Origin of the sequence: Streptomyces sp. MBT65 (genome assembly GCF_016612545.1) — a bacterium.
Lineage (GTDB): Bacteria > Actinomycetota > Actinomycetes > Streptomycetales > Streptomycetaceae > Streptomyces.
Map to the genome: position 1 here is coordinate 1 of NZ_JAENRY010000440.1, position 5,784 is coordinate 5,784.

The window sequence follows — 5,784 nt, forward strand, 5'->3', positions numbered from 1 at the left end:
TTCACCACCCGGGTCCAGCAGGACCGCACTCGGGCGATCAAGGGCCGCACCGTCCAGCTGACCGGGTTCGTCACGCCCGACAAGGGCACCACCTACTGGGACCTGACCCGGATCATGATCTCGTGCTGCGCGGCGGACGCCCAGTCCATCAAGGTGCGGGTGTACGGCATCCCGGCCCTGGCCGCCAACACCTGGGTGACGATCACCGGGACCTGGCACGCGAGCGGAACCCTGGGCACGAGTTCCGCCACGGCCGCGCTCAACGGCGTCACCGTCGAGAAGGTCGCCAAGCCGGTGAACGCCTACCAGGACGCCCTGCCGTTCCCGACCTCGCGCTGAGCTAGACCACCGAGATGTCCACGGAGGGGCGCAGTTTCGCCGCCGCGGCCAGCGCCTCGTGCATGGGGTGCGTGTCGAAGGCCGCCAACAGGGCCTCGTTCGGCGGGAGTTCGGATGCCGGGTAGGCGATCTGCTCGTAGGCCGCCTGGAACCGCGGTCCCCAACGGCGGGCGCCCAGGCGGGCCGTGCGGGAGCAGTTGTCGACCATGTACGCCACGTCCCGTGCGTGCATGTAGGGCAGCAGGGAGTCGACCGCCTCGATGACGGACTCGTTGACGATCTCCGACCAGGGGTGGCCGCGCTCGGCGAACTCGTCGACCTGGGCGGTCATCGTCGCCACGAACACCCCGGCGGTGAACGGCTTGACGGGCAGCGCCCGTTCGGCCCGGCGGGCCCGGACCTCCGCTCCGGCCGCCCACATCGGCGAACCGCCGATCCCGCTCATCTCCCGTGCCCCGAGCCGTCGTTCGGCCAGGACGACACTGCGCAGCTCGGTGCCGTCGGCGACCTCGTCGTAGATCTCGGCGAGGATCTCGCGGGCGGGGCCGTAGGTCGCCGAGTACGCGCGGTCGAAGACCTCGCGTCCGGCCGGGTCCAACTCCTCGCGGACGGCGCGGAGTCCGGCCTGGGAGATGGTGCGGGCGATGGGTCCGGTGACGTTCTCGCAGGAGCGCTCGTACGCGGTCACCGGGTCGTCGCCGGCCAGGCGGTGGCGGGTGAACAGACTCTCGACGATGCCGTGGACGGCGCCGAGCAGGATGGCGCGTTCGCCGACGATGTCGGAGCGGTACTCGCTCTCCAGAGTGGTGCGGAAGGTGTACGGCGAGCCGAGCGCGACCGACCAGGCGAGCGCGCGGTCGGTGGCGTACCCGTCGGGGTCGGCGTGGACGGCGTAACTGCTGTTGATGCCCGCTCCGTTGATCTCCGCGCCCTGCTCGTAGAGCCGGCGCACGGAGTCGCCCATACCCTTGGGGCAGACGGCGATGACGCCGTGTCCGGGCGGGAACTCCCCACCCGTTTCCCGGAGATGGCCGAGCAGGAAGCCGTGCGAGAGGCCGATGGTGGCGCCGGGCCGGAGGGCCGCGAAGATCTCCTGGTGGTGGGCGGCGAGAGCCGCGTCGGCGATCAGCAGGATCACCAGGTCGCTGTCGGCGGTGACGGCGAGCCAGTCGCCGAGTGTGCCGTCCTCCTCGGTGAAGCCGTGGGCGCGGGCGTCGGCCGCGGACGCCGAACCGGGGCGCAGTCCGACGCTCACCCGGATGTCCGTACCGGCGAGGGAGTCGCGCAGGTTGCGGGCCTGGGCGCGGCCCTGTGGTCCCCAACCGATGACGCCGATGCGGCGGACGCCGGCGAAGGCCTGCGGGAGCAGCGGGAAGAGGTGCCGGCCGCCGCGCAGGATGGTCTCCGTGCCGCCGGGCACGTCCATCGTCTCGAGGGCGAAGACGGCCGAGGTGTACGTGGTCGAGGTCATGGTGGAGTTGTAGGCTCCGGGCGGGTGTTGCGGCAAGCGCAACCTTCGCAGCGGGCTGTTGCGTGACGTGAAAGGGCCAGGTCACGGTATGCGGGACGACCACCGGGAGCTACGGCTCTTCCTGCATCTGGCGCAGACGCTGAACTTCGGGCGGACGAGTCTCGACTGCCATGTCAGTCCGGCGACGCTCACCCGGACCGTGCAGCGGCTGGAGGCCGACCTCGGGCACCGGCTGTTCGACCGTGGCGCGCGCGGGGTGTCGTTGACGGCGGAGGGGCACCGATTCCGTGAATACGCCGTCCAGGCAATGGAGTTGTGGCGCGCCTACCGCGAGGAGCATCCCGACCCGGCCGAACTCACCGGCAGGCTGGCCCTGTTCGCCACGGTGACCGCCTGCCAGGCGCTGCTGCCCGACCTGTTGGCGCCCTTCCGTTCCGCGCATCCACAGGTACGGCTCGATCTGCGCACCGGCGACGCGGCGGCGGCGCTCGCCCGCCTCGACGAGGGTGAGGTGGACGTGGCGGTCGCGGGCATCCCGGCGCGGCTGCCGGAGCCGCTGGTGAGCCGGACGGTCGCGGTGACCGAGCTGGTGCTGGTCACCGCCCGCGACCGTCCCGATCCGGGTCTCGACGGCCCGTTCGTCCTCCCGCACCGAGGGTTGGTGCGGGAGGCGGCCGACCGCTGGTTCCGCGCCCGGGGCACGACACCCGACGTGGCCTGCGAACCGGACGGCCACGAAGGGCTGTTGACGCTGGTCGCCCTGGGCTGCGGAACGGGCGTGGTCCCCCGCCTGGTGCTGGAGAACAGCGTCGTACGGGAACGGCTGACGGTGATCACGGCGACCCCGGCACCCGAGCCGTTCCCGATCGGGCTGTGCGTACGGCGGGCGGACCTGCGCCGCCCGCTGGTGGCGGCGCTGTGGAGCCTGACGGCGCCGTAGCACCTCGAAGGGGCCAGCCAGGACGGCGTCGCAGTGGACCTACGACGCGCACATCCCGGTACTCCCGGCGGAGCGCCTAGTCGAGGTCCACCGGCCCGTCGTTCTTCTTCTCGTCCTTCTTCGCCTGGAGCTGGAGGAGGTTCTTGACCTCCTCGCCGGGGCGACGCCCGTCGGGGTCCGCGCCGCTCAGGTTGCCCCGGACGGAGTCCAGGATCGTGAGGCCCTGCGAGACCAGGCCCGCCGCGATCTCGCCGAGCCCGTCCGCGCCGTTGAGGACGTTGACGTTGGCCCCGGCCAGGCCCCCCGCCGCTTCCTTCACGATCTGCGGGAGCTGGTCGATCAGCATCCGGTCGAGCGCGACCCGGTCGTAGGAGGCCGCCGCCTCGGCCTGGATCTTCATGCGGTCCGCCTCGGCGATGGCGAGCAGCTTGATCCGCTGGGCCTCGGCCTCGGCCGGCTTGACGATCTCGGCGACGAGCTGCTGCTGGCGCAACTCGGCCTGGCGCTGGGCCAGTTCGGTCTGCGCGGCCAGCACCTCCTGCTGGGCGTGGGCCTGCGCGAGCGGTCCGGCCTGCGCGGCCTGCGCCTGCGCGCGGTCCACCTCGGCCGAGTACTCGGCCTTGACCACCGCGGTCTGCCGGGCGTACTCCGCCTGGTTGCGGGCCGCGACCTGCTCCGCCTCGACGGAGGCCTGGGTGGCCTGGGCCTGGGCGATCTGGGCCTGCCGCTGGATGGCCGCCTTGTGCGGCGCGGACATGGCCTCGATGTAGCCGACCTCGCCGTCGTCGATCGACTGGATCTGCAGCGAGTCCACGATCAGGCCGATCTTCGCCATCTCGACCTTTGACGTGTCCAGCACCTCGGCGGCGAGCTTCTGCCGCTCCGTGACGATCTCCTCGACCGTCATCGAACCGATGATGGACCGCAGGTGACCGGCGAAGATGCGGCCGGTCAGCACCGACATCTGGTCCTGGTCGGAGAGGAAGCGCTGGCCCGCGTTGATGATGCTCTCGGTGTCGTTGCCGACCTTGAACGCGATGACCGCGCGGACGTGCAGCGCGATGCCCTGGCGGGTCACACAGGTCTCGGTGACCTCGGCCTCGCACATGGACAGCGTGAGGAAACGGGTCTTGCGGAAGACCGGGAGCACGAACTTTCCGTGCCCCGTGACCACTCGGAACGGCGCGCCCCCCAGTCCCCGCCTGCCACCCGAGATCAGCATCGCCTCATCGGGGGCGGGAACGCGGTAACCGAACATTGGTACTCCTCACTCAGCGCCGGCGGGGTCCCCGCCCAGCGCGTCCAATGGATCCACCCACTCGATGACGTGCACTTCACGCCGTCCACGCGACTCGATGACGAGCACCGTGGCCCCCGTGGGCAGAGGATCGTCCGACCAGGCGAGGAAGGTCTCGGAGCCGCCCCGGACGCTCACCAGGATCTCGCCGGGGCCCGCGCTCCCGCGGGTCCCGATGATCACCTTCCCCGTGCATCCGATCACGGCCTCGTCCTGCGGCATCACCGGCCGCCCTCCATCCTCTGGCCTTAGGTTTCCGACGATAGACCCACTTGTGCCGAGGTCCCAACGGGCTCGTCGATTCCGTCCGCCGAGCGTCATCGGCCAGGTCAGGAAAGAGCCGCCAGCGGATCGTCGAGCACCGGCTGCCACGCCAACTCGGCGGCGCCCACCAGGCTGTTGTGGTCGAGGGTGCAGGCGAGGATCGGAACGCCCCCGCTCTGCCCCCACAGGCTCCGGTCGGCGACGACCGCGCGCAGCCGCTCGGGGTCGGCGTCGAGGAGGGTGCGATGGAGTCCGCCGAGGATGATCCGGTCGGGGTTGAGGATGTTCACCAGCCCGGCGAGGCCCAGTCCGAGCCGGTCGATGAGGGCTTCGGCGGCCTGCCGGACGGACGGTTCGTCGTAGTGGTTGCGGATCAGGTCGTTGGACTGCTGGAGCAGGGACACCTCGGGGCCGGGGTCGCGCCCGGCGGCGGTGAGGAAGGCGAGCGGGTCGGCCTCGACGTCCAGGCAGCCGCGGCTGCCGCAGTGGCAGGGGCGCCCCTCGGGGTTGACGGTGAGGTGTCCGACCTCCAGCGCGAGCCCCGAACTCCCCGTGTGCAGACGGCCGTCGAGGACGAGCGCGCCGCCCACACCCCGGTGGCCGGTCGCGACGCACAGCAGGTCGCGGGCGCCGCGGCCCGCGCCGTGCCGGTGCTCGGCGAGCGCGGCGAGGTTGACGTCGTTGCCCGCGAACGCCGGTCCGGCGATGCCGGCCGCGCGCACGCACTCGGCGAAGATCCGCCGCACCGGCGCGCCCGCGGGCCAGGCCAGGTGCAGGGGGTTCAGCGCGAGTCCCTCGGGTTCGGCGACGGCGGACGGCACGGCGAGCCCGGCGCCCACACAGCGCCGGCCCGTCTCGCGCAGCAGATCCGCGCCCGCCTCGACGACCGAACCCAGCACCTTCGCCGGGTCGGCGTCCACGGTCTCGCAGCCGGGCGCGGTCGCCACGATCTGCCCGCCGAGCCCGACCAGCGCGGCGCGAAAGCCGTCGGCATGCACCTGGGCGGCGAGCACGACGGGGCCGTCCTCGGCCAGCGCGAGCCGGTGCGAGGGGCGGCCCTGCGAACCGGCCGCCGCGCCGGGGCGGGCATCGACCCTGATCAGGCCCAGGGCCTCCAGCTCGGCGGCGACCGCGCCGGCCGTCGCACGGGTCACGCCCAGTTCGGCGGTCAGCACGGCTCGGGTGGGGGCGCGGCCGGTGTGCACGAGCTCCAGGGCGGGGCCGAGCGCGCCTCGTCCTCGGTCCAGTCTCGCCCTTGAGGTGGTTCCTTCCCCCGCCGGCCGGGGGTCCGCCTTGCCGCTCATGAGGGGGAGTCTCCCATGATCCGTAGAGAGAGCCGTTGGGGACCGGGCGCGCCCACCCGGCGGAGCCGCCTGTCGATACGGCCTCGCGCCCCTCCGTAGCCCGCCGCCGACTCAGAAGCCACTGACCCTCAACGTCACGTTCAGTCTCCCCCTCAGCCCCAACTCCCCC

At 72.3% G+C, this 5,784-nt stretch carries 5 protein-coding genes and 1 pseudogene; 2 read left to right on the forward strand and 4 right to left on the reverse strand.

Annotation, left to right across the window (positions count from 1 at the left end; translation table 11 throughout):
* Positions 1 to 339, forward strand: a pseudogene (locus JHN63_RS47520) (TIGR03943 family protein); the annotation flags it as partial.
* A 1-nt stretch (position 340) separates the two neighbouring features.
* On the opposite strand, the gene JHN63_RS47525 reads toward JHN63_RS47520, so the two are convergent.
* The gene (locus tag JHN63_RS47525; RefSeq protein WP_200691359.1) at positions 341 to 1,810 is read right to left on the reverse strand and encodes a ketol-acid reductoisomerase; all 1,470 of its coding nucleotides are present in this window, start codon (positions 1,808 to 1,810) and stop codon (positions 341 to 343) included.
* Between the two features lie 88 nt (positions 1,811 to 1,898).
* Between JHN63_RS47525 and ilvY the strand changes: the two genes are divergently transcribed.
* Complete coding sequence (gene ilvY / locus JHN63_RS47530) at positions 1,899 to 2,750, forward strand: HTH-type transcriptional activator IlvY (protein WP_200691360.1); 852 nt, start codon at positions 1,899 to 1,901, stop codon at positions 2,748 to 2,750.
* A gap of 76 nt (positions 2,751 to 2,826) precedes the next feature.
* On the opposite strand, the gene JHN63_RS47535 is transcribed toward ilvY, so the two are convergent.
* From JHN63_RS47535 to JHN63_RS47545, 3 genes are all read right to left on the reverse strand, one after another.
* Positions 2,827 to 4,008 carry a flotillin family protein gene (locus JHN63_RS47535; protein ID WP_033278511.1) on the reverse strand — a complete coding sequence of 394 codons (1,182 nt, stop codon included), beginning with the start codon at positions 4,006 to 4,008 and terminating at the stop codon, positions 2,827 to 2,829.
* A 9-nt stretch (positions 4,009 to 4,017) separates the two neighbouring features.
* Positions 4,018 to 4,269: a hypothetical protein gene (locus tag JHN63_RS47540; RefSeq protein WP_200691361.1), complete on the reverse strand. Its 252-nt coding sequence runs from the start codon at positions 4,267 to 4,269 to the stop codon at positions 4,018 to 4,020.
* Positions 4,270 to 4,376: 107 nt separating this feature from the next.
* A complete protein-coding gene (locus JHN63_RS47545; RefSeq protein ID WP_200691362.1) occupies positions 4,377 to 5,615 on the reverse strand; it encodes an ROK family protein in 1,239 nt (412 codons plus the stop codon).
* Positions 5,616 to 5,784: the final 169 nt, after the last annotated feature.